The sequence below is a fragment of the Veillonella parvula genome (genome assembly GCF_024461875.1).
In the GTDB taxonomy this organism is placed as follows: domain Bacteria; phylum Bacillota; class Negativicutes; order Veillonellales; family Veillonellaceae; genus Veillonella; species Veillonella parvula_I.
Window position 1 is genome coordinate 1 of record NZ_JANGAL010000172.1, and the last position, 210, is coordinate 210.

Sequence of the window (210 nt, forward strand, 5' to 3'; positions counted from 1 at the left end):
CAAGGAAGTTCTGTCCTGCTGCCGCGATCTTGCGAACTTTTTCAACTGTCTCTTCCAGCTCGTTCAGGTGGAAGCAAAGATATGTTGCAAGATACATGTTAGAATAGCTTGATGTCATTGCAAAGCTCTGATCATGTGTCTCATCTGTCAGATTGATTGCGTAGCAGTTATGTGTCTCTGCCGCACGTTTGGAAAGAGCTCCGTTTTTAT

1 pseudogene is annotated in these 210 nt (G+C 44.3%); it reads right to left on the reverse strand.

Annotated elements, in window-relative coordinates:
* A pseudogene (locus NE668_RS10245) lies at positions 1-210 on the reverse strand (hypothetical protein); the annotation flags it as partial.